This window comes from Chryseobacterium sp. Leaf404 (assembly GCF_001424145.1).
In the GTDB taxonomy this organism is placed as follows: Bacteria; Bacteroidota; Bacteroidia; order Flavobacteriales; family Weeksellaceae; genus Chryseobacterium.
On the sequence record NZ_LMQM01000014.1, the window covers coordinates 1 to 26969 of the forward strand.

Annotated in this window: 22 protein-coding genes; 10 read left to right on the forward strand and 12 right to left on the reverse strand. The window is 36.9% G+C overall.

Features of this window, described 5'->3' with window-relative positions; all coding sequences use genetic code 11:
- The 3 genes from ASG31_RS18780 to ASG31_RS15480 all read left to right on the forward strand — a co-directional run.
- A partial coding sequence (locus ASG31_RS18780) for a hypothetical protein (protein WP_206549406.1) occupies window positions 1-307 on the forward strand: 307 nt, incomplete at its 5' end.
- Between the two features lie 449 nt (window positions 308-756).
- Window positions 757-1878, forward strand: a complete 1122-nt coding sequence (locus ASG31_RS15475) for a vWA domain-containing protein (RefSeq protein WP_056034755.1) — start codon at window positions 757-759, stop codon at window positions 1876-1878.
- A gap of 58 nt (window positions 1879-1936) precedes the next feature.
- Window positions 1937-3376: a sigma 54-interacting transcriptional regulator gene (locus tag ASG31_RS15480; RefSeq protein WP_056034758.1), complete on the forward strand. Its 1440-nt coding sequence runs from the start codon at window positions 1937-1939 to the stop codon at window positions 3374-3376.
- Between the two features lie 86 nt (window positions 3377-3462).
- Here the strand turns inward: ASG31_RS15480 and ASG31_RS15485 are convergent, their stop codons facing one another.
- From ASG31_RS15485 to ASG31_RS15495, 3 genes are all read right to left on the reverse strand, one after another.
- Window positions 3463-3927 (reverse strand): VanZ family protein, encoded by a 465-nt coding sequence (locus ASG31_RS15485; RefSeq protein WP_056034761.1) that lies wholly within the window; start codon window positions 3925-3927, stop codon window positions 3463-3465.
- 244 nt (window positions 3928-4171) lie between these two features.
- Window positions 4172-4843: a hypothetical protein gene (locus ASG31_RS15490; RefSeq protein WP_056034764.1), complete on the reverse strand. Its 672-nt coding sequence runs from the start codon at window positions 4841-4843 to the stop codon at window positions 4172-4174.
- 141 nt (window positions 4844-4984) lie between these two features.
- Window positions 4985-6613: an acyl-CoA carboxylase subunit beta gene (locus tag ASG31_RS15495; protein ID WP_056034767.1), complete on the reverse strand. Its 1629-nt coding sequence runs from the start codon at window positions 6611-6613 to the stop codon at window positions 4985-4987.
- 344 nt (window positions 6614-6957) lie between these two features.
- On the opposite strand from ASG31_RS15495, the gene ASG31_RS15500 reads away from it, so the two are divergent.
- The 3 genes from ASG31_RS15500 to ASG31_RS15510 are packed head-to-tail and all read left to right on the forward strand — an operon-like array spanning window position 6958 to window position 9738.
- A complete protein-coding gene (locus tag ASG31_RS15500; RefSeq protein ID WP_056034770.1) occupies window positions 6958-7836 on the forward strand; it encodes a DMT family transporter in 879 nt (292 codons plus the stop codon).
- 12 nt (window positions 7837-7848) lie between these two features.
- Complete coding sequence (locus ASG31_RS15505; protein ID WP_056034773.1) at window positions 7849-8931, forward strand: PorV/PorQ family protein; 1083 nt, start codon at window positions 7849-7851, stop codon at window positions 8929-8931.
- A gap of 51 nt (window positions 8932-8982) precedes the next feature.
- Window positions 8983-9738: a hypothetical protein gene (locus ASG31_RS15510; RefSeq protein ID WP_056034776.1), complete on the forward strand. Its 756-nt coding sequence runs from the start codon at window positions 8983-8985 to the stop codon at window positions 9736-9738.
- A 47-nt stretch (window positions 9739-9785) separates the two neighbouring features.
- On the opposite strand, the gene uvrC is transcribed toward ASG31_RS15510, so the two are convergent.
- Together uvrC and ASG31_RS15520 are read right to left on the reverse strand one after the other, a co-directional pair.
- Window positions 9786-11588 carry an excinuclease ABC subunit UvrC gene (gene uvrC / locus ASG31_RS15515; protein WP_056034780.1) on the reverse strand — a complete coding sequence of 601 codons (1803 nt, stop codon included), beginning with the start codon at window positions 11586-11588 and terminating at the stop codon, window positions 9786-9788.
- Window positions 11589-11671: 83 nt separating this feature from the next.
- Complete coding sequence (locus ASG31_RS15520) at window positions 11672-12433, reverse strand: hypothetical protein (RefSeq protein WP_056034783.1); 762 nt, start codon at window positions 12431-12433, stop codon at window positions 11672-11674.
- A gap of 128 nt (window positions 12434-12561) precedes the next feature.
- On the opposite strand from ASG31_RS15520, the gene hutH reads away from it, so the two are divergent.
- Window positions 12562-14052: a histidine ammonia-lyase gene (hutH, locus tag ASG31_RS15525; RefSeq protein ID WP_056034786.1), complete on the forward strand. Its 1491-nt coding sequence runs from the start codon at window positions 12562-12564 to the stop codon at window positions 14050-14052.
- Window positions 14053-14101: 49 nt separating this feature from the next.
- Here the strand turns inward: hutH and ASG31_RS15530 are convergent, their stop codons facing one another.
- The 4 genes from ASG31_RS15530 to ASG31_RS15545 form a co-directional block, all read right to left on the reverse strand.
- A complete protein-coding gene (locus tag ASG31_RS15530; RefSeq protein WP_056034789.1) occupies window positions 14102-15271 on the reverse strand; it encodes a carboxypeptidase-like regulatory domain-containing protein in 1170 nt (389 codons plus the stop codon).
- Window positions 15272-15315: 44 nt separating this feature from the next.
- Complete coding sequence (gene ygiD, locus ASG31_RS15535; protein WP_056034793.1) at window positions 15316-16140, reverse strand: 4,5-DOPA dioxygenase extradiol; 825 nt, start codon at window positions 16138-16140, stop codon at window positions 15316-15318.
- A gap of 78 nt (window positions 16141-16218) precedes the next feature.
- The gene (locus ASG31_RS15540; RefSeq protein ID WP_056034795.1) at window positions 16219-16731 is read right to left on the reverse strand and encodes a YceI family protein; all 513 of its coding nucleotides are present in this window, start codon (window positions 16729-16731) and stop codon (window positions 16219-16221) included.
- Window positions 16732-16955: 224 nt separating this feature from the next.
- Window positions 16956-17147: a cold-shock protein gene (locus ASG31_RS15545; protein ID WP_056034800.1), complete on the reverse strand. Its 192-nt coding sequence runs from the start codon at window positions 17145-17147 to the stop codon at window positions 16956-16958.
- 669 nt (window positions 17148-17816) lie between these two features.
- On the opposite strand from ASG31_RS15545, the gene ASG31_RS15550 reads away from it, so the two are divergent.
- Both ASG31_RS15550 and ASG31_RS15555 read left to right on the forward strand, forming a co-directional pair.
- Complete coding sequence (locus ASG31_RS15550; protein ID WP_056034803.1) at window positions 17817-19958, forward strand: S9 family peptidase; 2142 nt, start codon at window positions 17817-17819, stop codon at window positions 19956-19958.
- Between the two features lie 216 nt (window positions 19959-20174).
- The gene (locus ASG31_RS15555; protein ID WP_056034806.1) at window positions 20175-21194 is read left to right on the forward strand and encodes an LLM class flavin-dependent oxidoreductase; all 1020 of its coding nucleotides are present in this window, start codon (window positions 20175-20177) and stop codon (window positions 21192-21194) included.
- Window positions 21195-21500: 306 nt separating this feature from the next.
- Here the strand turns inward: ASG31_RS15555 and ASG31_RS15560 are convergent, their stop codons facing one another.
- The 3 genes from ASG31_RS15560 to ASG31_RS18655 form a co-directional block, all read right to left on the reverse strand.
- Entirely contained in the window at window positions 21501-24653 is a 3153-nt protein-coding gene (locus ASG31_RS15560) for an AAA family ATPase (RefSeq protein ID WP_056034809.1), read from the reverse strand.
- Window positions 24654-24715: 62 nt separating this feature from the next.
- On the reverse strand, window positions 24716-25924 hold the full coding sequence (locus ASG31_RS15565; protein ID WP_056034812.1) for an exonuclease SbcCD subunit D: 1209 nt from the start codon (window positions 25922-25924) through the stop codon (window positions 24716-24718).
- Window positions 25921-26091, reverse strand: coding sequence for a hypothetical protein (locus ASG31_RS18655; protein ID WP_185113225.1), 171 nt, complete (start codon window positions 26089-26091; stop codon window positions 25921-25923). Before ASG31_RS18655 ends, ASG31_RS15565 begins: the two co-directional genes overlap by 4 nt.
- 502 nt (window positions 26092-26593) lie before the next feature.
- Between ASG31_RS18655 and ASG31_RS15570 the strand changes: the two genes are divergently transcribed.
- Entirely contained in the window at window positions 26594-26845 is a 252-nt protein-coding gene (locus tag ASG31_RS15570; RefSeq protein ID WP_056034814.1) for a VF530 family DNA-binding protein, read from the forward strand.
- Window positions 26846-26969: the final 124 nt, after the last annotated feature.

Sequence of the window (26969 nt, forward strand, 5' to 3'; positions counted from 1 at the left end):
AAGCCCACCAGCGCCGATGGTACTGCGAAAGCGGGAGAGTAGGTCGCCGCCAGTTTTTATTCAAATCCTCAATCATTTATTTGATTGGGGATTTTTTTTGTTTTGGTGCAGGATACCAGATGCCAGATATCAGATTAAGGTTAAGGTTAAGGTTAAGGTTAAGGTTAAGGTTGCGAGATGCGGGATGCGGGATGCGGGGTGCGAAATTCAATGTTTAAAATTCAATATTCAGGATTTAAGATTGGGGATGGAGGTGAGGTTAAGGTTGCGGGTTGCAGGGTGCGTGTTATGGATGATCGGGGGTTAGGTGATGATTTTAATGTTTAACTTGAATTGACTTGAATAATCCACTATCTAAAACCTGAAACCCATCATCCATCATCCATCATCCATCATCCAACACCCAATATCAATCATCACTCATCATTCATCACTCATCATTCATCACTCATCATTCATCGCTCACTACTCATTACCCATTGCTCATTACTCATAGAACTTTTCTTCTCAGAAATAAATATTCTTCTTAGCTCGCTTCCCTAGCCCTGATAGTAGCGGCATCCTTTAAAGAGTGGGAGACAAAAAAGATACAGCGGATTACAGGAATCAGCTCCTGATAAAATTTTTAATGTTCTCTGTTATTTTGTTCAGCTGTTGTAAAAAGTTGATTTTTCGTAACCGTTAATTTCTATTAACAAACACTTAAATAGACCAAATCATTCGCTATGCTGGTGCTGAATGTCGTAACTTTATGTTATGAAAGAAAGAATTGTAAGCGGTTTCAGATTTGGAAACTATACGGCGCCGGAATCTTCTGTGTTTGACCGGCTTCTGGCAATCTTTACGGATCTGCTCACTCATACTTCAGGAGATTTTGACGAAGCTATAGACTGGTTGAGAATGCTTGATGAAGAATATAAACTGACTACTCCTGAGTATACTATTGAAGATTTTATTGAAGATCTGAAGAAGAAAGGCTACATCAGAGAAGAAATTCGTCCTAATGGTAGCGGAACAGGTATTGATTTAAGTGCCAAAATGGAGCAGAACATCCGCAAGCAGGCGCTCAATCAGATTTTCGGAAACCTTGCTAAAAGCGGGAGCGGCAATCATAAGACGAACAAAAGCGGAACTGGCGAAGACAGCACGGGAGAATTCAGAAATTATAATTTTGGTGATCCGGTAGAGAAGATTTCTATTACCGAAAGTCTTAAAAATGCTCAGATCAATAACGGAATTGGAGATTTTCATCTTACAGAAGAAGATTTGATTGTGGAAGACAGCATTCATCAGTCGCAGATGAGCACGGTTTTAATGATTGACATCAGCCACAGTATGATTCTCTACGGTGAAGACAGAATTACACCTGCCAAAAAAGTAGCGATGGCTTTGGCGGAACTCATCACGACAAGATACCCTAAAGATACTCTGGATATCATCGTTTTCGGTGACGATGCGTGGCCTGTGAAAATACAAGAACTACCTTATCTGCAGGTGGGGCCCTATCATACCAACACGGTTGCCGGACTTCAGCTCGCGATGGATATTCTCCGCAGGAAAAGAAATACCAACAAACAGATTTTCATGATTACAGATGGAAAACCAAGCTGCATCAGGGAAGCGGACGGAACTTATTATAAAAATTCTTTTGGTCTGGATGAGTACGTAGTTCAGAAATGCTACAACATGGCGGCTCAGGCGAGGCGTCTGCATATTCCGGTTACTACATTTATGATCGCTCAGGATCCTTATCTGCAACATTTTGTGAGTGAATTTACTGCAGCCAATCAGGGTAAAGCTTTTTATACTGGCCTGAATGGTTTAGGGCAGATGATTTTTGAGGATTATGAAACCAACAGAAAAAAAAGAATTCGTTAATCATTTTTAATGTGACTTATCGTTAAAAATATTCAACATTTAAACAGATTTTAAAAAGATGACATCAAAACCGGAAATAAATACGTTAGGATTATTAAAAGCTTCAGGCTATAAAGTAAAAAGTATTAAAGATGAATTAAGAGAAAATTTAAAAAAGAAAATACTCAATAAAGAAAATGTTTTTGAAGGCATTTTCGGATATGAAAACACGGTAATTCCTCAATTGGAGCAGGCAATTTTAAGCAGACATAATATCAATCTTTTAGGTTTAAGAGGCCAGGCTAAAACACGGTTGGCGAGAATGATGACAACCTTATTGGATGAATGGATTCCGTTTGTAGCCGGGAGTGAGATCAATGACGATCCTTTACAGCCGATTTCAAGATTTGCTAAAGAACTAATCAAAGCTGATGGAGATGATACACCGATTGAATGGCTTCACCGTGACGAAAGATTTTTTGAGAAACTTGCGACACCTGATGTGACGGTTGCCGATCTGATTGGTGATGTAGATCCAATAAAGGCAGCGAATTTAAAGCTTTCGTATGCAGACGACCGTGTGATTCACTTCGGAATGATTCCGAGAGCGAACAGAAGTATTTTTGTAATTAATGAACTGCCGGATCTTCAGGCAAGGATTCAGGTTTCTCTATTTAATATTCTGCAGGAAGGCGATGTTCAGATCAGAGGATTTAAGGTGAGAATGCCTTTGGATATTCAGTTTGTGTTTACGGCAAATCCGGAAGATTATACCAACCGTGGAAGCATTGTTACGCCTTTAAAAGACCGTATCGGTTCACAGATTCTAACCCATTATCCTGAAAATATTCAGACGGCAAAAGAGATTACTAAATATGAGTCTTCTCTTGATGAACGTCAGAAAGGAATGGTTTACGTGCCGGAACTGGCGAAGGATTTACTCGAGCAGATTAATTTTGAAGCTAGGGAAAGCGAATATGTTGATGCTAAAAGTGGCGTAAGTGCAAGAATGAGCATCACAGCGTTTGAAAATCTTTTGAGTACAGCAGAACGACGGGCTCTGATTACAGGCGATGAAAAAACTTCGGTTAGACTTACTGATTTTGTAGGAATTATCCCTGCCATCACCGGAAAAGTGGAATTGGTTTACGAAGGCGAGCAGGAAGGTGCCGAAGCCATTGCTGAGTTGCTGATTGACAATGCAGTCCGCACCTTATTTGGAGTACTGTTTCCGAAAATTGAAAAGCTGCAGAAAAAAGATGCTTCAACGCCTTACGACAGTATTATCGAATGGTTTTTGGATGACAAAGGTTTTCTTGAAATTACCGATAATTCATCGGATGAAAATTATGTAAAACAGTTAAATCTTGTCACTCCATTAGATGAACTAATCAACGAATTCAGACCCGAAACGGATGAAAAAGGCCGTCTTTTCCTGAAAGAATTTATACTCTGGGGCTTGGCAGTGAGTAAAAAACTGAATAAAGAACGATTCAGAACGGGAGTTTTCTTCTCGTAAAATTGTTTGATTTAACATAACAAAAAAGCTTGAGATATTACATTTCAAGCTTTTTTTATAGTAAAAAATAATTTTAAAGGTTTTACTTAGGCTGTTTTTAGTGACTTGCTGTCTTCCAGAAGTTCGAAGTGAAATCTGATGTTGGCAATGTTTTTCCACGTCGCATATTTAAAAAGAATAAATCCTATACACATTCCTAAAGTGTTTAGAAATACATCGTCAATATCTGCAACGCCGCGTCCAGAGATGTACTGAACAGATTCAATAATAGTAATTACCACCAGAAAAAATCCTGTGATAGGAACCAGAGAGTTGAATCTTCTCACACATAATCCCAACCATCCAAATGGGCTGAAGACAAAAACGTTTCCAATAATATTGACTAAAAATGCTTCGCTGTCTACGTCATCTGTAAAAAAATGCTGGATTGTAATAAACGGTCGCATCTGTAAATAAGATATTTCTGACGCCTCTCTTCCCGAAGCAAAAAACATCATATAAAGTAAAAAAATTGTATAAAGGCTGATAAAAACCACAAAATATCTTCTCATAACTCCATCGCATCACATTAAATATTCTAAAAAGTGGTTATTAAGGGTAGTTATGAAGCAACAAGAATCTTTCCTTTCTCTTCTGAAACGCGATCTTTTATGATTCTTTAAAAAGATTTAACATAATATATGAATTTTACTTAGCAGGAATTGCGAATTTGTCTGATGGACTGTGGCATTGGTAATTACCAGCTGAACCTCTTTAGCATGTTAACATAATTTATTTTTTTAACAAAATATGCCCTTAAAATTGCCTGGTTTTGCTTTGTATCTGCTGATAACTTCCCTGAATATATTTTCGCTGTTCAACCTTTTCCACTTTTGGAAACCAGAATTTTTCATCGTAAGTTCTTGTGATTACAGAAAAACAATTTGAAGATTTATTGATAATCTTTACTAAAACAGTATTTATGATGGCGGAAGGACTGTTGGGGAATTGTGGAATTTTTTCTTCAGATTCTTTGATAGAGCCATCTGAATATGTCGCCTGCCAATAATAAAAATATTTCTGAGATATTTTATCTGGAAAAAAAGACATGGTGCTATCATCAACTTTTACATCTTTAAAATCTGAAATTTCAATGTCGCACTGTTTTTCTTTTACAGGCGAAGGATTTTGAATTTCCACATTTTTTTCACAGGTAAATTTGCCGTCAGCAGTTTCCACTGTTAGATTTACATTTATAGTTCCGGCTTTCAGTGCTTTCAGTATAATTTTTCCTTCGGCGGAAGATTGTATATGCAGCAATTCATCAGAAGATACGTTCCACCTGTAGCAGTCTATACATTTGGCGGCAGTGTTAGACATCAGCTGGAGGCTGTCGCCTACTTTCACTGTGGAAGCGCCTGTGATCTGGCATTGTGCCGGAAGCAGGAGACTCATCGTGGTCAGGATTAAAATAAATACAGTTTTCATAGTGTTCAGTTCAGTTTTCAGTTTAAATATTTGGCAAAAATATGGGTACAAGTTGAACAGCAAAAATCATACTCTTAAGAAAAAGCATTAAAAAAGCCTCACACAAAGGTAAGGCTATTAACATAATTATTTTTAAACAAATCAGACCTGAATTACTCCAAGGTTGAATTTCTCAGTAATTGGTGAGTGATCTGCCGCTTCAATTCCCATCGAAATCCATTTTCGGGTATCAATTGGGTTAATAATAGCATCCGTCCATAGTCTTGCTGCAGAATAGGTGGCCTCAGTTTGTTTTTTATATTTTTTTGTAATGGAATCAAGAATTTCTTTGTGTTCTTCTTCAGTAATTTCTTTTCCCTGTTTTTTCAAAGTTGATTCCTGAATCTGGGCCAAAACTTTTGCTGCCTGAGAACCTCCCATCACTGCAAGATCTGCCCATGGCCAGGCCACAATCAATCTTGGGTCATAAGCTTTACCGCACATTGCATAATTTCCGGCACCGTAAGAATTTCCTGTGATAATCGTGAATTTCGGAACTACGGAATTTGAAACTGCATTAACCATTTTTGCCCCGTCTTTAATAATTCCGCCTTGTTCAGATTTTGAACCGACCATAAAGCCTGTCACGTCCTGTAAAAAGATTAAAGGAATTTTTCTCTGGTTACAGTTTGCAATAAATCTTGTAGCTTTATCAGCAGAATCGCTGTAGATTACACCTCCAAACTGCATTTCGCCTTTACCGCTTTTTACAAGTTTTCTCTGGTTGGCAACAATTCCCACAGACCAGCCATCGACTCTTGCAGTCGCACAGATGATGGTTTTGCCGTAGTCTGGTTTGTATTCTTCAAATTCAGAATTATCTACAATACATTTGATGATTTCTAAAGTATCGTACTGGTCAGCTCTGGAAACGGGCATAATTCCGAAAATATTCTCCGGTTTTTCCTTTGGCGGGAAACTTTCGATTCTGTCGAAACCTGCTTTGTCATAGCTTCCGACAGATTTCATAATGTTTTTAATTCTGTCTAAAGCATCTTTATCATCTTTAGCTTTATAATCCGTCACTCCCGAAATAGAGCAGTGAGTTGTGGCTCCACCCAGCGTTTCGTTATCTATAGTTTCTCCAATCGCGGCTTTCACAAGGTAACTTCCGGCTAAGAAAATTGAGCCGGTTTTGTCAACAATCATCGCTTCGTCGCTCATAATGGGCAGGTAAGCGCCACCGGCAACGCAGCTTCCCATCACGGCAGAAATCTGGATAATCCCTGCTGCACTCATCTTAGCATTATTTCTGAAAATTCTTCCGAACATTTCTTTATCAGGAAAAATCTCGTCCTGCATTGGAAGGTAAACTCCTGCAGAATCTACGAGGTAGATGATTGGAAGTCTGTTTTCCATCGCAATTTCCTGTGCTCTGAGATTTTTCTTTCCGGTGATGGGAAACCACGCTCCGGCTTTTACTGATGCATCATTGGCAACCACAAGACATTGCTTTCCTGAAACATAACCCATTACCACTACAACGCCTCCACTTGGGCAGCCTCCATGTTCTTCGTACATTTCGTAGCCTGCAAATCCGCCAATTTCTATGGAATCTGAATCTTTGTCTAATAGATATTCAATCCGCTCTCTGGCAGTCATTTTACCTTCATCACGCAGCTTTTGAAGACGCTTCTCACCGCCACCCTTTTTTATCTCGGTAAAGAGCCTGTTAATTTCAGAAAGTTTGAGTTTATTTTGATCTTCTCTTTTATTAAATTCTAAATCCATTACATCTTATTTATTACGTTTTAAATATACTACTTTTAGATAAATCAGATAAATCAGATTTTTTAGTGATTAAAGAAGTGGTATTCAGAAAATTATGAAATTTTTAACTTGATGTTAGTTTAATTTTGGCAATACTTTTGCTAAATTTACAGTAGAGATAAATGGGATCGCATCTCAGTTTACGCTCTAAGTTCCTAGTTTATTTTTTTAATAGTTTATTATTTGAAGGCCCTGAAAGTTTCATAGATTTTCAGGGTTTTTTGTGGGATGAGATTAAGAAAGTTTTTCATGTGGATAGCGTTTCTAATTTGTACTTTTGCTAAGTTTTAAATTGATCTCAAAACATGAAGCAACAGGCGCTTTTCAGACTGCATTTTATCGTTTTTCTGTGGGGTTTTACAGCGATTTTAGGAAAGCTTATAACGGCGTCTGCTCCAGTACTTGTTTTTTACAGGATGCTTTTTGCAGCTCTTTTTCTGTATTTGTATTTGAGAATATTTAAAAAAGAAAGCATTAAAATTTCAAAAAAACTTTTTTTTCAGCTTGCGGGAATTGGTTTTGCCATGGCGCTGCACTGGTACTGTTTCTTTTATTCCATCAAAGTGTCCAATGTTTCTATTGCACTTAGTTGCCTTTCATTATCCACATTATTTGCCTCGATCATGGAGCCGGTTATTTTTAAACGGAAAATCGATATTGCCGAAGTAATCATGGGAACGGTGATTGTGGCGTGTATACTTTTAATTTTTAAAACTGAATTTCAATACAAAGAAGGAATTTTTTACGGAATTTTATGTGCGGTTTTCGGGACAGTATTCTCAGTTTTTAATGGAAAAATGTTCGGAAAAACAAGTTCTGGAAATATTATTTTCTATGAAATTTTCTCAGGATGGTTTATGTTGATGATAATTTATCTTTTTACAGGACAGTTTTTTAGTTTAAATGAAATAAACTACCGTGATTTGGCGTTAATAATCTTGCTGGCGAGCGGTTTTACGGCCTTTCCAATGTTGGAATCTGTGAAGCTGATGAAATATATTTCGCCATTTACCTTAATTTTAACAGTAAATTTAGAACCAGTCTACGGAATTATCTTAGCTTTCTTTATCTTTGGAGAATCAGAACACATGAGTTCAGTATTTTACGTGGCCTCACTGGTAATGATTTTGGCAATTGTGGTGAACGGTTTTATAAAAGCAAAAAAACAGAAACAACTCAAATAAGCATCAATTTATATGATGAAAAAATATTTTTTACTGGTTTTCTCATTGGTATTCGGGATTTCTCAGGCACAGATTGTAAGAAAATATTCCAACGAATTCCTTAATATCGGCGCAGGTGCGAGAGGTTTAGGGATGGGAGGAGCTGTAATTTCCAATCAGGACGATGTATACTCACCGATGTGGAATCCCGCGGGACTTTTGGGTATTCAGAAAGACTGGCAGGGAGCTGCAATGCACGCAGAATATTTTGAATCGATAGCGAAATACGATTATCTGGCTTACGCAAAAGTTTTGGAGAACGGTGTTTTCGGAGTTTCAGTGGTAAGATTAGGGGTTGATAATATTTTGAATACCACCCAGTTAATCGACGCTGAAGGAAATATTGATTATGACAAAATCACGCAGTTTTCACAGTCAGACTATGCTGGGATTTTATCCTACGCTTTCCGTCCCGGAGGAAATGAAAATCTTGACGTGGGGGTGAATGCGAAAATCGTTTACAGAAATGTAGGGAAATTTGCCAGCGGCTACGGTTTCGGGTTTGACGTGGGAGCGATCTACAAATTAGACAGCGGTTACAAAATCGGTGCGATGTTGAGAGATGCAACAACCACAGTTAACTTTTGGAATGTAAACCAGAAAGAATTGTCAACGGTAGTAAACGGTGAAGAATTTAACCCTGCACCAACTGATAAAATGGAACTAACGATGCCTAAACTAAACATGGGTGTCAGCAAAAATTTTGCGATTAATAGTTCGATGTATGTTCTACCGGAAGCAGGAATCAATGTAGATTTTGCCAAAACAGCAGCTTTGCTTTCAACAGATTTTGCGAGCATAACACCTTATGCCGGAGCAGAATTTGGTTACCAGAAAATGATTTTTGTCCGTTTGGGGGTCAACAGATTCCAGTCGATTACAGATATTGAAGATTTGAGCAGAAAAGTTTCTTTTCAGCCGAGTGCAGGTATAGGGATCAGATATAGAGGTCTGACGTTGGATTATGCCATCAGCAACTCCGGAATCGGAGCATCTAATTTTTACTCAAACTTCTTTTCTTTAAAGCTGGACATCGGAGAATTCAGAAATGACTAGTGTGCTTTTGGCTATATGCTGATGTAGAAATAATGTAAAATTTAATTTAAAATGAAAAAATTAGCCATCGCCTTTTCAATGCTGAGCTTCACCGCAATTTTCGCACAGAAGGTTTCAGATTATCAATACATAGTGATTGCAGATAAGTTTGAAGGATTCAAAGACAGCAATTATGGTCTGGATAAAGCTTTAACCAAATCTTTAAACTCGAAAAAATATACCGTTTTATCTTCCAACCGTAACGAGTGGCCTGCAGCAGCTCAGCAAAATCCATGTTCCGTTCTTGTGGCAGAAGTGGAAAATGACAGTGGAATGCTTAGAAATAAAGTCCTTGTAAAATTCCGAGACTGCAACAATAAAGAAATTGCCACGCAAAAAGGTGGATCATCCATTAAAGAATTTGAGGAAGGATTTCAGGATGCTCTGAAACAGGCTATGACAGCAGTTCCTGCTTCAAATCCAATTGAAAATTCCGTAGTTCAATCTCCGGCAGGAAATAACAGTGTGCCCGAAATGATGACGAAAGAAGTTGTTTCGGAAGATACAGGATCTGTCTCGGGAGCGGAAATGTATACCAATCAGGGTATTAAATTCCAAAAAGTGAAGCTGAGTGCTGAACAGTTTATTTTAACAGACCAAAGCTCGTCTCCTTTCGCTACTTTCACAGCTACAACAAAAAAAGATGTTTACAGAGTTAAATTCAGAAGCGGACAATTAAGCATCGCCTATTTTGAAAATGGAAATCTCATTGTAGAAATGCCATTGTCTGGAGAAAGTTACCTGAAACAGGTTTTTAGTAAAAATTAAAAATATTTTCATTTAAAAATCCGATTCCGTACAGAATCGGGTTTTTTTTATATTTCCGGGTTGTCATTAAAATATTCCCAGACAACCTTTGCTTTGGTTTTCCCTAAAATTTCTTCCAACGTCACAAGATCTGCTTCTTTTATTCTCTTTACAGATTTCAGTTTAGATAAAAGCAGTTCAATAGTTTTTTCTCCAACGCCGGGAATTTCTTCCAGTTCCGTTTTTATAGTGGAATTTTTTCGGCGTGTTCTGTGATGTCTAACGCCGAAACGGTGGGCTTCGTCACGTACCTGCTGTAAAATTTTCAGCGTCTCAGATTTTTTATCCAAATACAATGGAATAGGATCTTCCGGAAAGAAAATCTCTTCAAGCCTTTTCGCAATCCCGACAATAGTAATTTTGCCGTAAAGTCCGAGAAGTTTTAAACTTTTCACAGCGGAAGAAAGCTGACCTTTTCCACCGTCAATCAGGATTAATTGAGGTAAAGTTTCGCCTTCATCCAGCATTCTTTTGTAGCGGCGGTAGATGACTTCTTCCATGGTTTTAAAATCATCCGGACCGACTACCGTTTTGGGATGGAAAATTCTGTAATCAGCCTTGCTGGCTTTCCCATTTTTAAAAACCACGCACGCCGAAACCGGATTGGTACCCTGAATGTTGGAGTTGTCAAAACCTTCAATATGTCTTGGCTCAACGGGCATTCTCAGCAGCTTCTGCATCTCAGCCATAATCCTGTTGGAATGTCTTTCAGGATCGACAATCTGTACCTGTTTCAGTTTTTCAATTCTATATTCTTTTGCATTTTTCTCTGAAAGTTCAACGATTCTTTTTTTATCGCCAACTTTCGGAACAATCAGTTTTACATTCGGGATTTCAACAGATAAATGGAACGGAAGCAAAACTTCTTGTGAATCAGAATCAAACTTCTGGCGGATTTCAATCAAAGCTTCCTCCATAATTTCCTCATTCGTTTCCTCAAGCATTTTCTTGATTTCGGTGGTGAAACTCTGTATGATATTTCCGTTTCTGATTTTAAAATAATTCACGTAAGCCGCCGTTTCATCACTTGTCATTGCAAAAACATCCACATCATCAATATTCGGATTCACAACCGTGTGTTTCGACTGATAATCTTCCAGGATATGAAGTCTTTCCTTGATCAGCTGAGCATTTTCAAACTGAAGATTTGACGCATATTTTGTCATCTGATTCACCAGATATTCCCTTGCACGGCGGAAATCTCCCTTAACAATTCCACGGATGGCATCTATTTTTTCATCATAATCCTTCTTGCTTTCCAGTCCTTCACACGGGCCTTCGCAGTTTTTGATATGGTATTCTAGACAGACTTTGTATTTGCCCTCATCAATTTTGGATGGTGCTAAATTTAAATTGCAGGTACGGAGTTTATAAATATGCTTAATTGTATCCAGCAAAATCTTTGCGGGACGCACTTTTGCATAGGGTCCATAGTATTCTGAACCGTCTTTTATCTTAGTTCTTGTGAGAAAAATCCTTGGGAAATTTTCATTTTTAATACAGATCCACGGGTAGGTTTTGTCGTCTTTCAACATGATGTTGTAAAACGGCTGATGTTCCTTTATTAGATTATTTTCCAGTAACAACGCATCATACTCGCTATTCACGATCGTGGTTTCCAGACGGTTAATTTTCCCGACCATAATTCGGGTGCGGTATCCTGAAAGTGTTTTGTTGAAATAGGAGAGGACTCTTTTCTTCAGATTTTTTGCTTTACCTACATACAGAAGATTTTCGTTTTTATCGTAATACCGATAAACGCCAGGCTCTGATGGTAAAGTTTTAAGCTGTAGTTCTAAAGAAGGATTCATAGAGCAAAATTAAGCAATTTTAAGCCCATAAAAAAAGCCACGGAAAATTTCCGCAGCTTAACTGTTATTTTTTAATCTCAATTTTATCCGTTACTCATCTCTGTGTATTCTCTGATCAGGAAGCTTAAGTAATCCCATTCTACAGATTTTTTAGGATACATTTTCATAAATTCTGCATTGTCTCCGAATAAGAAATCGTAGTTGTCTTGAAAATCATCTTTGTGAAGCCAGATTACTTTGTCGCCTTTTTTCACATAGAAAGATTTGGTAAGTCCGCCGCTCACCTGCATTCCTCCGAAGCTCATTCCTCCGGTTTCTTTAGCTCTCGGATCATGATAAACAGAGATAATATCGTTAAACTCAGGATTGATGAGCTGCATTAAAAATTCTTTCTCATCTTTCTTGTTTTTAAGTGAAACAGTCTGATTGATAAAGTGAATTCTTTCTTCAGAAACACTTTTGTTCATTTTTTTTCTGTTGATGTTGTTCACGTTTGAAACAAATTTCATTGCCTTCAGACCTTTTTCAAAATTTCTTGGCATCAGATACATTTCTCTCACATTTTCAGCGTCAAGTTTCAATTGCTTTCTGGTTGCGCTGTCTTTCAGTACGATTTGATAGATCTGTCCCTTTTTCATATCGGTTTCTTCACAAAACCCTTTGTGGATGGTTCCGTCTTTCAAAATAACCGTTGAAACTTTCTTGGAAGATGGGGCAGAAAATCCTTCGTTGAAGAGATACTGTTCCATGTTTTTGATCTGCTCTTTGGTGTATTTTACCTTTTCCTGAGCGAATGAGAAAGCACTTGTAAATGAAAGTGCCACTAATAAAGCTTTAATTTTCATACATGTATGTTTAATATTAAGGCGTAAAAATAATAAAATATTTGACTTGAGCTCAAAAAAAATTTGCTTCCAAAGATGCCGTTTCCAGTTCGCTTCAAAATGTGTATTTTTAGGCAAATTTTTTTAGAATGATATACGGTATAGATACTCTCAGTTTCCATGATGTTCTGGAAATCTGCAAGACCCCAAATAAAGCTATCCTCAACGAAGCGGCAAAAAATCAGATTTTAAAATCTCAGAATAATGTAAAGCAGATTGTACAGTCAGACCGGACGGTTTATGGTATCAATACAGGTTTCGGGCCACTTTGTGATGTGAAAATTTCTGAAGAAGAAACAGCGCAGCTTCAGTATAATCTTATTATTTCTCACGCGGTAGGAGTGGGAAAACCTATTGATAAAGACCTGTCTAAAATTATGATGATCGCGAAAGTTCATGCGCTGTCTAAAGGTTTTTCGGGAGTTTCTCTGGAAGTAATCGAGCGTCTGATTGTAATGCTTGAAAAAGATATTATTCCCGTGGTTCCGGAACAGGGTTCTGTAGGAGCTTCCGGCGATTTGGCACCGCTTTCACACCTGGTTTTACCGCTTTTAGGATTGGGGCAGGTTTGGGTAGGAAACGAAATCTTTGAAACGGCCCATATTTTAGAGAAAAATAACCTGGAGCCATTGGTTTTAGGTCCAAAAGAAGGTTTGGGATTAATCAACGGAACTCAGTTTATACTGGCTCACGCCATAAAAGGTTTGGAAAAATTCGAATACCTTCTAGATTTGGCTGATTTGACTGCCGCAATGAGTCTTGAGGCGTACAGAGGTTCTTCCAGTCCTTTTAAAAAAGAACTTCATGACATCAGACCTTTTGAAGGAAGTAAAATAGTAGCCGCAAGAATGCTGAAATTTTTAGAAAATTCACACAATCTGAAAGCGCACGAATACTGCGACAGAGTACAGGATCCATATTCGATGAGATGTGTTCCTCAGGTGCATGGAGCGAGCAGAAATGCTTTCGAACATTTAAAAGTAATGGCAGAAACGGAATTAAATTCTGTGACAGACAATCCTATCGTTTTGAGCGCAGAAGAATCTATTTCTGGCGGTAATTTCCACGGTCAACTGATGGCAATGCCCTTAGATTATGCAACTTTGGCGGCTGCAGAACTGGGAAATATTTCAGACAGAAGAAGTTATCTTTTACTGGAAGGAAAATATGGTTTGCCGAGATTATTAACGGAAAGTTCAGGTTTAAATTCCGGATTTATGATTCCTCAGTACACTTCCGCAGCTTTGGTAACCGAGAACAAAACGCTTTGTTTCCCTGCATCGGCAGATTCTATTCCTACGAGCTTGGGTCAGGAAGATCATGTTTCTATGGGAAGTATTTCGGGGCGAAAATTCAATCAGGTTTTAGGAAATTTGGTTAATATTTTAGCGGTAGAATTGATGTTTGCTGCACAGGGATTAGAGTTCAGAAGACCTGCGAAATGCTCGAAGATTATTGAAGAAAACCACGCCATCCTCCGTTCAAAAGTTGCAAAACTGGAAGACGACAGATTGATTGGAAAAGATATGCTGGCAATCGCTGAATTGATTAATCAGAAAAAGTTTATTGTGAATTTTTAAACTTAAAAATATTCTATGTCAATCAAAGCTTCCAATCCGGAAGCTTTTTTTAATCACCCAACTGATAGTCTAAGGGAAGAAGTTTCTCTATTTTGGTACTTGCAAACTCACCCTGATTCATCATTTCCTCAGGGTTGGAATTGTTTCCGTTTACATAAATTTCAAAAGTATGCCCCTCCGGATGCAGATAAGAAGTCTGAATAACGGGAATATTTGATTTTACAGACTTTCCTTTTTTCAGTTCGTAAAAATATTTTTTGTAATTGATCTGCATCATATGATCATAATCCAGAATGACTTTTCCGTCAGTATATTTAATGTAGTCAGATTCAGGAATTTGACTTTTTGTAACTGCTATTTTGTAAGGTACTTCATTTCTTTTTCTGCTGGAAATATCAAGTAAATCTGGGGGCAGGCTAATAATCGTTTTGTTTTTTAAATCTTTTGCAAAGTCTTTCAAACGTTGCAGCTCTTCTGCTGTAGGATATTTCTCATTGGGAAACTTCGTGATCTGATTCACCACAAAACCGTCATTTTTTGTAGTTCCCATAAAAACGCTTCTGAAAAAATGTTCCTGAATTCCTTCGAAAGCATTCATTCTGTTGAGTCTTATTTTATCTGTATTTTTGGTTTCAGTAAAAAAACTTGTACCAATGTAGCGCATGGTTTGATTCTCAAAATCTGCAGTAAAATCTACCAGATTGTAATCTACAGTGTAGCCCAGTTTTTTATTTTCAATACGCAGTGTCTGTGGAGATTTCACCTTTAAAATTCTGTTTTCTTTATCATAAGAAAATTTCAGCGTGCGTTGATTTTTAATTTTTACATTTTCCTGATCGTAACCAATAAAAGTATCCAGAAAATACTGAATGTAATTTCTGTAAGCAGCTTCTGTGTAGGGGATTATTTTTACTTCCTCAATGGTTTTTGCCTTAAGTAATTCTACTTTTATAGTTTTGTTGGGGATTTCAGAAATATTTATGGTAAAAGTATCGTAACTATCTTTCTGAAAAACCACAGTTCCGTTTTTAATATTCGAAATATTCAGGCTGAAACTTCCGTCCACGGCTGAGGTAGTTCCTGTCGTAGTACCATCAAGGTAAATACTGACCTGTGGAATGGGTTGGTCTAAATTATTTACTACAGTTCCGTTAACAGTCTGAGCAATTGAAAGATAGAATGGCAGAATAATCAGTAAAAGTAATAGCGTTTTCTTCATAGAATACAATAATACTCTTTTTTGTGTGATTAAAGAAATGAATTTTATCCAATTCTCACACTCGTCATGCTGAGAGATCCGGCGATAAGCTCATCATTAAAAAGTTTCAGATCTTCAGATTTTTCTTTTAAACCTAAAGTATACAGCAATGGAAAAAAATGATCGGGAGTAGGAATGGCATATTCAAGCGAGGTTCCATGGCTGCGGTAATCAATCAGATTTTGAAAATTTCCGTCAGTCAGCCAGTTGTTGGTTTTTTCTCTGGCTTCGATTGCCCAGTCCCAGCCTGCTCCCACGGTGTTGATGTTTTTCCAGTCGACCATTCTGAGGTTGTGAACAATATTTCCGCTTCCGATAATTAGAATTCCTTTTTCTCTGAGTTTTGAAAGTCTTTTACCTAAATCGAAATGATACTGCGGAGGTTTATTATAATCAACACTCATCTGAATCACGGGAATATCAGCATCAGGATACATATGTTTGATGACCGACCATGCACCGTGATCGAGTCCCCAACTGTGATCTTCTTCCGCAACCGGATTCAAAATATTCACTACTTCACTCGCCAGTTCCGGACTTCCGTGAGCGGGATACTGCACATCAAACAAAGCCCGTGGAAAACCTCCGAAATCATGAATGGTTCTGGGCATTTCCATCGCAGTAACAAAAGTTCCTCTGGTCAGCCAGTGTGCCGAAATACAGAGAATAGCGTTCGGCTTCTCAATCTCTGAAGCAGCCTTCCGGAATCCCTGTACAAACTGATTTTCTTCAATCGCATTCATCGGCGAACCGTGCCCAAGAAATAAGACAGGCATTTGTTGAGATCGTTTAAAACCGCTGCTTATATTTTCGAGATCGTGGAGATTCATAGTTTAGAAAAAAGAAACCTTCAAGGTTTTTAAAACCTTGAAGGTTTGGATTATAAGAATATAATTTTTCGCTAAAAATTAAGCTTGCTTAACAAACTGAAGTTCGCCGGCAATTTTCACTTCTTCGCTCACCATCACACCACCTGCTTCAAGAGCTGCGTTCCAGTTCAGACCAAAATCTTTTCTGTTAATTTTCGTTTCGAAAGAGAAACCGGCTTTGGTATTTCCCCACGGGTCAACGTTTACTCCACCGAACTCCACGTTCAGAACTACAGGTTTTGTAATACCGTTTACGGTAAGATTTCCTTCCACTTCATCATTAAGAGATGTTGATTCAAAAGTGATGGTTGGGTTTGCTTCTGCGTTGAAGAATTCAGCAGATTTTAAGTGATTGTCTCTGTCTGTGTTGTTGGTAAAGATTGAATTTACATCAATTGTTGCCTCCACTTTAGCGCTTTTGAAAGTATCGTCATTTGCTTCGATATTGGCATCAAAACTTTTAAACTGACCTTTAATGTTAGAGATCATCATGTGTTTTACTTTAAAAGTAACTTCGCTGTGCGTAGGATCAAGATTCCATTTTGTAGACATAATTTTTGAATTTTTAATTGTTATTGTATGATGCAAATTTAGGGCAAGTCTGTTGTGGGATTCATTGATTTAGGATAAGAAATGTTTTTTTTCCATAAAATAAATTAGTTGAAACTGCTCACTGGCAAAAAATTCAGACTTCTTTTTTCAGGTTTTGCACAAAAAAAAGCAGATAAAATTAATTATCTGCCTGTGTATCACGATTGAAGATTAATCTTCTGAGATTACGCTTTTTTCACGTTAACCGCGTTAACGCCTTTTGCTCCGTTTTGTAGATCAAATGTTACTACATCATTTTCACGGATAGTATCTACTAATCCTGAAGTGTGTACGAAAACATCCTGACCTCCTGTTGATGGTGTAATAAAACCAAATCCTTTGGTGTCGTTAAAGAATTTTACTGTTCCTTGTTGCATTGTATTGTATTAAAAAAATTATTGTATTTGCTGATAAATTGTTTGGCTGTTGCCATTATCGTTCTGATCAGCAGGTCAAAACCATAATAAATCGATTTGTAAGCAAAAAATGATGTTGGAAATTTTTAGATCCTGAAATTATTCAGATTAAAAAAAGGTACAGCACCTGTTCTGTGACGACAAAAATTAGCGACTGTAAAAGCGAAAACTGATAGAAGAGCGAGCTCAAAGTTTCAGAAGTAGCATTGGCAGAAGCCTGATTATGGCACAAATGTACGCATAATATATTGAAAACAAGCACTTTTTATTGTTAATCAATTATTTCATTGAAATATGACTTAATAAAATATATAGTTGATGACTTTATATTAGACTGAAATTTTGATTTAATTAAACTATTCTATCACATCTGATTTTGCCTGAAAGATTGTGCTCAGATGCTGTGAGTATGCTTTTGTTTTAAATTTAAGAAGGATTACAGACTTTTTTGTTAGACATTTTAGTCATTGAAATCTCATTTCATTTACTTGTGTTTATCGGCTGATTTTTATTTCTTATTTTTGGCAGATTCTATTTAATTTTATGAAAATGGCATCAGAAATATTGTTTTATGTACAATTATCCTGTTGCCGGACGACATATTATTGATACAAAAATGAAATTTTACTTATGAAACTACATCAATTATCTTTAATGATGATTCTTTTGGGAGGAAGTGCTTTTGCACAAACCCAGAAATTCACAATGGCCGAAGCAGTCAATGGACTGAGATCCAATCTGGCTGTGAAAAATATTTCTCAGTTTTCATGGTCGGAGGATGGGAAATCGTATATCAACGCTGTAAAAAACGGTTATCTGATTACAGATATCAAAACCGGAAAACAGGATACTCTGGTTTCTTTAAACCAATTAAATAAAGGCTTGGCAGAAGATAAGCTGAAAGGTTTCCCACAGGTGAAATTTACAGATGCCTCAAAAGGCTATTACATGTCCGGCGGGAAAATGGTTTGGGTAGAAAGAACAGGCAGCGAGTGGAAGGCTAAAAAATCTGTCGAAATGCCGAAAACTACTGAAAATCTTAAAGTTTTTAAAGATAATCAAACCTTTGCATTTACGGATCAGAATAATCTTTTTGTCAATAAAAACGGAAAAACAATTGCGATCAGCAATGAATCCAACGAAAATATTCTTTTTGGAGCATCCAATGTGCACAGAAACGAATTCGGGATTGATACCGGAATTTTCCCCTCACCCAATTCAGAATCAGTAGCTTTCTACAGAATGGATCAGACAATGGTGGCAGATTATCCTATCATCGACTGGTCTGTAACTCCCGCTGTAAATACAAATATCAAATATCCGATGGCCGGGAAAACTTCGCATGAAGTAACCTTAGGAATCTATAATATTAAAACTGAATCTACAACTTACCTTAAAATTGAGGGCGAAAAAGATCAGTATTTAACGGCAGTGACCTGGAGTCCGGATTCAAAATATATTTTTGTGGGCGTGCTAAACCGCGGACAGAATCATTTACAGATGAATCAGTACGACGCGGCAACAGGAAATTTAGTTAAAACTTTATTCGAAGAGAAAAGCGATAAATATGTAGAGCCACAGCATCCGCTTTTGTTTTTTCCTGATTCAAACACAGATTTCATCTGGCAGAGTCAGAGATCCGGATACAATCATTTGTTTCATTACAATTTAGAGAAAGGTTTAATTGCCCAGATTACGAAAGGGGAGTGGCTGGTAACTGATGTTTTGGGTTTTAACGAAAAGAAAAAAGATATTTATTACACCTCCACAGAAGTAAGCCCCACAGAAAGACATTTGTACAGAATCAACTGGAATTCCTACAAAAAACAGAGGCTCGACGATGCCGAAGGAACACATTCCGGAGTTTTGAGCGCCGATGGAAACTACCTCTACGATAACTATTCAAACGCTGTGACGCCGAGAAAAGTGAATCTGATTAATACCAACACTTTAAAAATTCAGAATATTCTTACTTCTGAAAACACTTTAAAAAATTATAAAAGGCCAGAAATAAAAGAAGTTAATCTCAAAGCCGACGACGGAACCATTTTATATGGAAAAGTAATTCTTCCTACTGATTTTGATCCCGCTAAAAAATATCCTGCGATTGTATATCTATATAACGGACCGCATTTGCAGCTCGTAAACAATACTTTTCCGGCGTCAGGAAATCTTTGGTATGAATATATGGCTCAAAATGGCTATATCATTTTCACAATGGATGGCAGAGGTTCTGCAAACCGTGGACTGAAGTTTGAGCAGGCTGTTTTCAGAAGCCTGGGAACTACGGAAATGAATGACCAGATGAAAGGGGTTGACTATTTGAAATCTCTTCCTTATGTAGATTCTCAGAAACTGGGAATTCACGGTTGGAGTTTTGGAGGTTTTATGACGACAAGTTTTATGCTGCGTCATCCAGAAACCTTTAAAGTGGGTGTTGCCGGCGGTCCTGTAATAGACTGGAGCATGTATGAAATTATGTACGGAGAAAGATATATGGATTCTCCTCAGGAAAATCCACAGGGTTATGCAGCATCGAATCTTTTGGATAAAGTTCAGAATTTAAAAGGAAAACTTTTAATGATCCACGGTGCTCAGGACGATGTTGTGGTTTGGCAACATTCTGTAAAGTTTCTGAAGTCGGCTGTTGACAACGGTGTTCAGCTGGATTATTTCATGTATCCGGGGCATCCTCACAATGTTGTTGGAAAAGACCGAGTGCATCTGATGCAGAAGGTGACTGATTATTTTGATCAGAATCTGAAGAAGTAGATGGCTACTGGCTTTTGGCAAATGGCCTTTTGCTTATTGCTGTTAAAATTTATCTAACTATTAGTTCCAGTCTTAAGAGGCTGGAATTTTTTTTAATGTATAATGATTAGTGCCATTCGTAAATTATTTGTGGAATTCGTATTCATTCCATTCTTACCAAACATCAACGTTTTTAAACAACCATTCAACTAATTTTACCCTATAAATATCAACAATATGGAATTAGGAATAGGAATGTTTGGCGATGTCGCCTTCGACCAAAAAACCGGAAAATATAGAGACGCAGGAGTAAAGATCCGTGAAATCATCGGTCAGGTAAAATTGATGGATGATGTAGGGATCGATGTTTTTGCCATGGGAGAGCATCACCGTGCAGACTACGCTGTCTCTTCGCCTGAAATGGTTCTGGCAGCCGCAGCAAGTGTCACCAAAAATATTAAACTTGCGAGCGGTGTAACAGTTTTGAGCTCTTCTGAACCCGTAAAAGTGTATGAAGATTTTGCAACTTTAGATCTGATCTCAGACGGACGAGCAGAAATTTTCGTGGGTCGTGGAAGCTTTATTGAATCTTTCCCTTTATACGGCTATTCTCTGAAAGATTACGAGCAGCTTTTCGACGAAAAATTAGATTTATTAATGAAGATCAATTCTGAAGAAAACGTTTCGTGGTCGGGAAAACTTCGGGCTCCTATGGAGAACCAAACCGTTTATCCGAGAGCGAAAAACGATGGTAAAATTCAGATTTGGAGAGCTGTTGGCGGAACACCACAGTCTGTTTTAAGTGCCGCAAAAATGGGAATGCCTTTGGTGGTCGCCATCATTGGAGGAATGCCGATTCAGTTTAAAAGCCTCATTGAATTTTACAGACAGGAATACCTGAAAGCCGGTCATCCTGAAGACGAAATGCAGATTGCCGTTCACTCACACACTTTTGTAAGTGAAGATCAGAAGGTGATCGATGAATATTTTTACACTTACAAATCTCAGATGGACAGAATTGGGAAGTCCAGAGGCTGGGCACCTTTTTCCAAAATGCAGTACGAGGGTGGTAGAAGCGAAGATGGCGCATTATTTATCGGAAATTCCAATCAGGTTGCCGACAAAATCAATTACATAAAAGAGATCTTCGGAATCACCAGATTTATCGGGCATATGGATGTAGGCGACCCTTCAGACGATGTAATGAGAAAATCAATTGAGCTGTTTGGCGGAAAAACCGCAGAGCTGATAAAGTAAAAAAAAAACTCCTTAGGTAAATTTCTGAGGAGTTTTTTTATGTCTCAGTACATTGAAAAAAATAAAATTTATCTGAAAAGACAGACTTGTTAAAGATAAAATTGTGGGGTATGTAATCTGCTTTAGATTGTAATGGAAATAAAACAGAGCAGTTTTTTCAACCGCTCTGTGACCTAAACCAAAACACAAATCATGAAAATGAATGTTGGTTTAAATATAAAATTTTTTATAAATGTTTGCAACTATTTTTAAATAATATTCAAATAAAATAAAAATCCATTGCAGTAACCGCAAAACAGAGTTTTTTTACACTACTTCAATCAAACTTCCCCGCTCCTCGTCTTTTGTGATGTGTAGCGACACCGGAATTTTCTCTTTAAGTTCCTCAACATGGGAAATAATTCCCACAATTCTGTTCTCTTTCTGAAGATTCATCAGTGTTTCGAAGACTACGTTTACAGATTCTACATCCTGAGTGCCGAAACCCTCGTCAATAAAAAAGAAATTTTTCTCAGACTGTGCGTTCGTCTGTACACTTTCAGCGAGAGCCAGCGCAAGACTCAGAGAAACCTGAAAAGCCTGCCCGCCGGAAAGCGTTTTTACACTTCGGCTTCGGCCTTCATTCAGATAATCAATGATTTCAAAATCGTTATTTTCGTTCAGCTGTAAGCTCAGCTGATTTCTCGTCATTTTGTGAAATCTTACATTAGCATGATCGCAAAGCTGACGCAGATATATGGACGAAATATAGCGCACAAAACCCGCCCCATTAAAGAGATTCTGCATTATTCCCAGATTCTCGCGACGCTTCTGAACTGTAGCCAGATCCAAAAGTAGATTTTCTTTTTTCTTAAATTCTTTCTCCAGACGCTCAATTTCTGAACTAATTTTTACAACCGAATCATTCGCAGATTTTAAATCGTTTTCAAAGATTTTGAACTGATTTTCTGTCGCTGAAAACTCTTCTTCATCAAAAGAAAAATCCTTCAGTTTGTTCTCTAAATCTGAAATTAAATTCTTCAGAGTCTCAAATCTTACTTTAAATTCCTGAATTCTGCCTCTCGCTTCCTGAATGTTGATTTCCTGTTTTAAAATTCCCGTAATTTCTTCTAAATCAGAGAATTTCTGTTCAGTTAAAGCTTTTTCAAGAGAAGTTATGTTTTCTGAAATCTCTTTTTCAAGCTCTGAAATCCGTTTTTCTAACTGAGAAACAATTGTTTTCTGTTCGGCAAGTTTTGGTGAAAGTTCTTTTTCTTCCTTAATTAACTGTTTATAATTTTCTTCCGTTTCATGATTTGATTTTGAAAGTTTGGTGAAAATTTCCTCCACTTCTACAAAAGTTTTTTCCTGATAATCAAGCCACTGTAAAACTTTTAAATTCGCTTCGTTGCTCCTGATTTGCTCTTCTTTTTTCGCTTCATCCAACCTGAATTTTTCCAGGGCTTTGTTGTAGCTGTCGAGATGTTCTCTTTCTTTATCTGAATTTTTCTGTTCCAGAGAAATCTGTTGATTCAATTCATCAATCTGTTTTTCTATGGAGAAAGACTGCAACCGTTTTTCCTCGAAATCAGTTTGGTTTTCAGCTGAAAATTCTTTCCAGATAAAACTTTTTGAATGCTCAGCAATCTGAGTCTGAATCTGTTTTAAAATTTCCTCTTCAGATTTCAGCTGTTCTTCAAAAATCTTTTTCCGGTCAAGAATTTTATCAATTTCTAAAGACTTTTTTTGCATATTTTCTTTCTGAATTTCAAGTTGCTCAATTTGTTTCAGAATATCATTCAAATCAGAATTCACATCATCAAAATGTACAATATTCGGATGTTCCAGAGCACCACAGAGCGGACAGGATTCGCCGTCATGCAGTTCATTCGCAAAATGAGCCAGCTTCTGCTGAACTTCAAGGTGATTTCGTTTTTCAGCAAGTATTTTTCTTTTATTTTCTAAGGTTTCAATCTGAATTTTAAAATCATTTTTAAATGTTTCTGACTTAATTTCAAAAGGTTTTAACTCCTCTGAAATTCTTTCAATTTCAGTTTTTTTTGTAACAGTTTTCTCGGTTTGATTCTGTAAACTTTCCTGTAATTTTTTTTTATCCGAAAACCAGTTTCCTACATTCAGAATCAGGTTAGAATCCAGTTTTTTCGGCTTTAAAACTTCAGCATTTTTTATAAGTTCCTCAATTTTTTTCTGAATTAATATCTGCTTTGCTTCAACTTCTTTTACTTTTTCCGAACCTTTTTTTGTCCGCTCTTTTAAAGTTTCTATTTCCTCTGAAAATTTCAGCATCTGAAGAATAAAATTCAAATCAGTTTCCTGAATTTTAGATTGAGCTAAAGCTTCATATTTAGGCTTAATCGCTAGTAATTTATTTTTATTATTTTCAAACTGCACTTCTGTTTTCTGCAAAATTTCAGTCTGAACTTCTTTATTCCTGTTTTGATCATCAAGCTCTTTTGCCAGTTTATTTTTCTCCGAAATCAAAGGCATAAAAATTCTGAAAACCCTGTCGTAGACTTCAGTTTCTGTTTCTAAAATATCAAATTCAACCTTTTGCGCTGTCAGTTTTTCAAAATCTGATTTTTTAGAACTCAAATCAGCAAAATAATCCTTCAGATTTTTGAGTTTCAGATATTTTTCTTCTGTCTGTTTAAATACCGTCTGAATTTCGTCAAACTTTTGTTTTTCAGTTTTTAAATTTTCTTTCTGAACTGAAATCTGCTCTTCATTCACCTCCTCAAAACCTTTCAACTGACCTTCCAATTGATCTAATTCACTTTTGTTTTTCGAATTTAAAGCCGAAACATTATCCTTCAAATCAAATTTCTGAAGATTAAAAATTTCTTTCATCATTGTCGTTCGTTCCGTCGCGCCCAGTTCCAGAAATTCTTTGAACTGACCCTGCGGAATGATAATCGTGCGCTTGAAATTGGCATAGCTTAAACCAATAATTTTTTCAGCACTCGAATGTTCCAGAGGAATCCAGTTTTCATTTTTCCACTCGTAAAAAGTCACATTCGGAGTTTTTACATCTTCAAAATTTTTAGAATTCCGTTTAAATTCTCTTGTCGCACGAAACTTTTTATTTTCATAATTAATAAAATCAAACTCGATCAAAGATTTATTTGATTTTAAATTCATCATATTATAAGTACGTTTATCCCGTGCGTTCAGTCTTTCCGTTTCGCCATACAGGGCAAATGAAATGGCTTCCAAAATAGAGGATTTCCCCGATCCCACCGAGCCGAAAATCCCGAAAAGACCAGCTTCCGTAAGGTTTTCAAAGTTTATTTTCTGGCGTTCCTGATAAGAATAAAGACCTTCTAAAGTCAATTGAATTGGAATCATGATTAAATGTGTGTTATTTACCGCAAAAGAGACAAAAGATTTTAATGCTTTTAGTTTTTCAAAAGTCTGCAAAAAAATATACATTTTGTAGACTTTTGAATTTCTAATTTTCATTAGCTTCTATTGTACCTTTGCGGTTAAAAATATTTTACAGATTAAAAAAATATTTTTTCTTACTAATTGCCTGAAGCTATTTCATTAAACAAATTAATCAAATCTTCATTCGCTTCCTGACCGCCGTTTTTAGATTTAAAATAATCTTTAAACAGTGCCTGAATATCCTGATTGAGATTAATTTCGCTCAGCTGATTTTCATTAAACTCCTGGTTTTTCACCTTAGGAATCAAATGAACAATTCCGCTGTGGGACTGAAAGATGCGTTTTCTTTCTTCAGCTTTTAAAAATGTTTCACTTTCCAATGTTAATTCAACGAGAGAATTGGGATTTTCTGTAAGCCACTCCAGGGTTTTATCAACGCAGTCAAACGTTTTTCTTTCAAGACGTTTTCCATTTTTGATTGCAATTTTCTCAAATGAAACCTGTTGATTGGGTTCAGCTGCGATAATGGAAACATATTTCGTCTGTCCGGCCTCAGAAAAGCTGTAACACAAAGGCGAAGACGAATATACAACGGGTTTTCCGGCAGTTCCTATGTTCTGAAAACGGTGCAGATGTCCCAAAGCCGTATATTGAATCTGTGGCGGAATACTGTCAGAAAAAACCAGGTCAGCATTCCCGATTTTAATGGGTTTTTCGCCATCAGGTTCCTCCAGAAGCGCTTCACCCTTTTTGTTCATATACAAATGTGTCATCAAAAGATTGACTCCATTTTCATCGCAGAAGCCATCGGCAATTTGCTTCCAGTTTTCTCTCAAAACATTGTTGAGCTCGACTTCTTTATTCTCCCCGAAATATTCTTTCAATCGGACTTCATTCGCATAAGGTGTATGTAAAATTCTGACAGGGAAGTTCTGATTTCTAAATTCCAGTTCAATAAAACCGGCGGCAGCCTTAGAAATTTTAAAATGTTCGAGTTCAAAAGGTGCAATATTCGCTTTTGGATGTCCTATCAAAATAATTCCGCATTCTCTTGCTAACGGATCTGGTGCATCAATCAGACTTGGCGAATCGTGATTTCCGGAAATGGCGATCACCGGACGTTTTCCGTTTAATGATAAACGTTTCAAAGTTTTATAAAAAAGTTCTGTTGCCTCAACACTCGGATTGAAATTATCGAATAAATCGCCGGCAATTAAAACCAAATCTACACTCTCACGGTCTGCGATTTCAACGATTTCGTTCATCACCAAAACCTGTTCTTCCAGTCGTGAAAAACGGTCGAGGCGTTTGCCCAAATGCCAATCGGCGGTGTGGAGGATTTTCATGATGCCTGAGATTCGTCTTTTTGTTCTGTCGATAATTTAGCTTTCGTATTTTCACGCATTTCCTTCAGGCGGTTCTTTCTTTTTAGTTCGGCTTCCTGAATTTTTCGCTTCTTGTTGGCGATTATCTTATTGTATGTTTTTTTATTGGCGTCTGTATTTCTGCTCATCTCAACTTTATTTTGGTAAATTTTACTTAAAATTGGTATTGCTAAATTAATCTATTCTTTAGAAAAAATTTGATTTCGAAAGGTATTTCATTATTTTATTCGACAGTTTTATTTATCCAAAAAAGATCTTTTTGGAATTAAAAAAATCTCCGTTTGTTCAAAACAACCTTGTTTGCGACTTCCGGAGTCTGCATTTTATTTAAAACAACCCTGTTTGTAATAAAATGCGTTTGCAGTTGGTTTGTTTCAAGGTTGTTTGTAACCAAATGCAGAATACTTTAAAACAACCTTGTTTGTAATCAAATGCAGTTGCAGTTGGTTTGTTTTAATGTTGTTTGTAACCAAATGCAATTTTACACGATCAAACTTAACGGGTTTTTAAAATCCGTTAGGTTAGAAACGTACATTTATAGGTGAATTTGCCGAATAAAACCTCATAGGTTTTCAAAACCTATGAGGTTTAGAGAAGGTTTAAAATTGAAATAATTAACTTTACAAAATTATGGAGCAACAGTCAAAAGATCCTTTACACGGAAAACGCCTCGATACCATTCTTGAAGAGCTGATAGAATATTATCAGGGCTTTGAAGAATTGGGAAAACAAATCAACATCAAATGCTTTACAGATAACCCGAGTATCAATTCATCACTGAAGTTTTTGAGAAAAACAGACTGGGCAAGAGCGAAAGTGGAAAGTCTGTATCTGTATGTTCTGAGGCAGAAAAAAAGAGAGGATAAAAACAGCAGAGGGTAGACTTTCGGTTGGTTTAATTTGTATTGATGACATATTAAATATAGTGCTGAAGATTATTAAGACCGTTTGAATCATTTCAAAAACCTTATCTTTGTGCCGTTTAATCGTGAAAAAAAGTCACGCA

Excerpts from the sequence above, each read along its gene's own strand:
- ASG31_RS15475 (WP_056034755.1), top strand. The coding sequence starts at position 757 with ATGAAAGAAAGAATTGTAAGCGGTTTCAGATTTGGAAACTATACGGCG.
- ASG31_RS15480 (WP_056034758.1), top strand. The coding sequence starts at position 1,937 with ATGACATCAAAACCGGAAATAAATACGTTAGGATTATTAAAAGCTTCA.
- ASG31_RS15485 (WP_056034761.1), bottom strand. The coding sequence starts at position 3,927 with ATGAGAAGATATTTTGTGGTTTTTATCAGCCTTTATACAATTTTTTTA.
- ASG31_RS15490 (WP_056034764.1), bottom strand. The coding sequence starts at position 4,843 with ATGAAAACTGTATTTATTTTAATCCTGACCACGATGAGTCTCCTGCTT.
- ASG31_RS15495 (WP_056034767.1), bottom strand. The coding sequence starts at position 6,613 with ATGGATTTAGAATTTAATAAAAGAGAAGATCAAAATAAACTCAAACTT.
- ASG31_RS15500 (WP_056034770.1), top strand. The coding sequence starts at position 6,958 with ATGAAGCAACAGGCGCTTTTCAGACTGCATTTTATCGTTTTTCTGTGG.
- ASG31_RS15505 (WP_056034773.1), top strand. The coding sequence starts at position 7,849 with ATGATGAAAAAATATTTTTTACTGGTTTTCTCATTGGTATTCGGGATT.
- ASG31_RS15510 (WP_056034776.1), top strand. The coding sequence starts at position 8,983 with ATGAAAAAATTAGCCATCGCCTTTTCAATGCTGAGCTTCACCGCAATT.
- uvrC (WP_056034780.1), bottom strand. The coding sequence starts at position 11,588 with ATGAATCCTTCTTTAGAACTACAGCTTAAAACTTTACCATCAGAGCCT.
- ASG31_RS15520 (WP_056034783.1), bottom strand. The coding sequence starts at position 12,433 with ATGAAAATTAAAGCTTTATTAGTGGCACTTTCATTTACAAGTGCTTTC.
- hutH (WP_056034786.1), top strand. The coding sequence starts at position 12,562 with ATGATATACGGTATAGATACTCTCAGTTTCCATGATGTTCTGGAAATC.
- ASG31_RS15530 (WP_056034789.1), bottom strand. The coding sequence starts at position 15,271 with ATGAAGAAAACGCTATTACTTTTACTGATTATTCTGCCATTCTATCTT.
- ygiD (WP_056034793.1), bottom strand. The coding sequence starts at position 16,140 with ATGAATCTCCACGATCTCGAAAATATAAGCAGCGGTTTTAAACGATCT.
- ASG31_RS15540 (WP_056034795.1), bottom strand. The coding sequence starts at position 16,731 with ATGTCTACAAAATGGAATCTTGATCCTACGCACAGCGAAGTTACTTTT.
- ASG31_RS15545 (WP_056034800.1), bottom strand. The coding sequence starts at position 17,147 with ATGCAACAAGGAACAGTAAAATTCTTTAACGACACCAAAGGATTTGGT.
- ASG31_RS15550 (WP_056034803.1), top strand. The coding sequence starts at position 17,817 with ATGAAACTACATCAATTATCTTTAATGATGATTCTTTTGGGAGGAAGT.
- ASG31_RS15555 (WP_056034806.1), top strand. The coding sequence starts at position 20,175 with ATGGAATTAGGAATAGGAATGTTTGGCGATGTCGCCTTCGACCAAAAA.
- ASG31_RS15560 (WP_056034809.1), bottom strand. The coding sequence starts at position 24,653 with ATGAAAATTAGAAATTCAAAAGTCTACAAAATGTATATTTTTTTGCAG.
- ASG31_RS15565 (WP_056034812.1), bottom strand. The coding sequence starts at position 25,924 with ATGAAAATCCTCCACACCGCCGATTGGCATTTGGGCAAACGCCTCGAC.
- ASG31_RS18655 (WP_185113225.1), bottom strand. The coding sequence starts at position 26,091 with ATGAGCAGAAATACAGACGCCAATAAAAAAACATACAATAAGATAATC.
- ASG31_RS15570 (WP_056034814.1), top strand. The coding sequence starts at position 26,594 with ATGGAGCAACAGTCAAAAGATCCTTTACACGGAAAACGCCTCGATACC.